This is a genomic window from Candidatus Thermoplasmatota archaeon, assembly GCA_030018475.1.
GTDB lineage: Archaea > Thermoplasmatota > JASEFT01 > JASEFT01 > JASEFT01 > JASEFT01.
The window spans coordinates 1-688 of sequence record JASEFT010000117.1 but is presented as its reverse complement, the minus strand read 5'-3'; the positions used below and the strand labels follow the sequence as shown (position 1 = coordinate 688).

Here is a 688-nt window from a genome sequence, read left to right as displayed (position 1 = left end):
TTCAGGCATAAATTTTTAAAGTTCAAAGGCAGAAAGAATGGATTAATCAATGTAGCCAGAGTCTGAAAATGTTACAGATCTTAGTTGACTTTACAACATCAAAAATCTTTTAATCGGAAAAGGATATAGAAAAATGTTTCCTCTCATCGCTTCGGATATAAGTGTTCCTTCATTTTACGATCCAGAACGCCACCAGCATACTGAAAAGATTCTGAGCAATCGTAACTTCCTCCGCCCAAATTACAAAATAATCTCCCACATCCACGGGCGTCGCAGGCGGCTTGATATGTAATACGCCAGTTTCAAATTCGTTAGGTTTCAGCTCTTTCGTTGTATCTCCATTTGTCAGCCCATCTACATACCACTCATAGGTGTAGCCATAATTCCGACTAGGATGCGAAATTCCGACTTTGAGTTTCAGTTTGCTTTCCCCTTTGTTGGTGACTGTAAACTGCGCTTCATTCCACTGCCCTGCTTTGAGCAGTAAAGAACCAGGGCAATCTACAAAAGCTTCCGTGCTACCAACCTTAAACGGCATCTGAACATCTGCAAGTTTTTCGCCAGTATATCTATCAATCAGCCAGCCGTCTGTTGAGTCTTCTGCGCCTGCTGTATCAGGCAGAGGTCTTATACCCGACATTTCGCACATCGATGTTTTGAACCTTAGCTAAACCTTTATGAACAACGT

The 688-nt window shown here is 41.9% G+C and carries 1 protein-coding gene; it reads right to left on the bottom strand.

Annotated elements, in window-relative coordinates; all coding sequences use genetic code 11:
* Positions 1–169 precede the first annotated feature (169 nt).
* Complete coding sequence (locus tag QMD21_07845) at positions 170–649, bottom strand: hypothetical protein (GenBank protein MDI6856675.1); 480 nt, start codon at positions 647–649, stop codon at positions 170–172.
* Positions 650–688 lie beyond the last annotated feature (39 nt).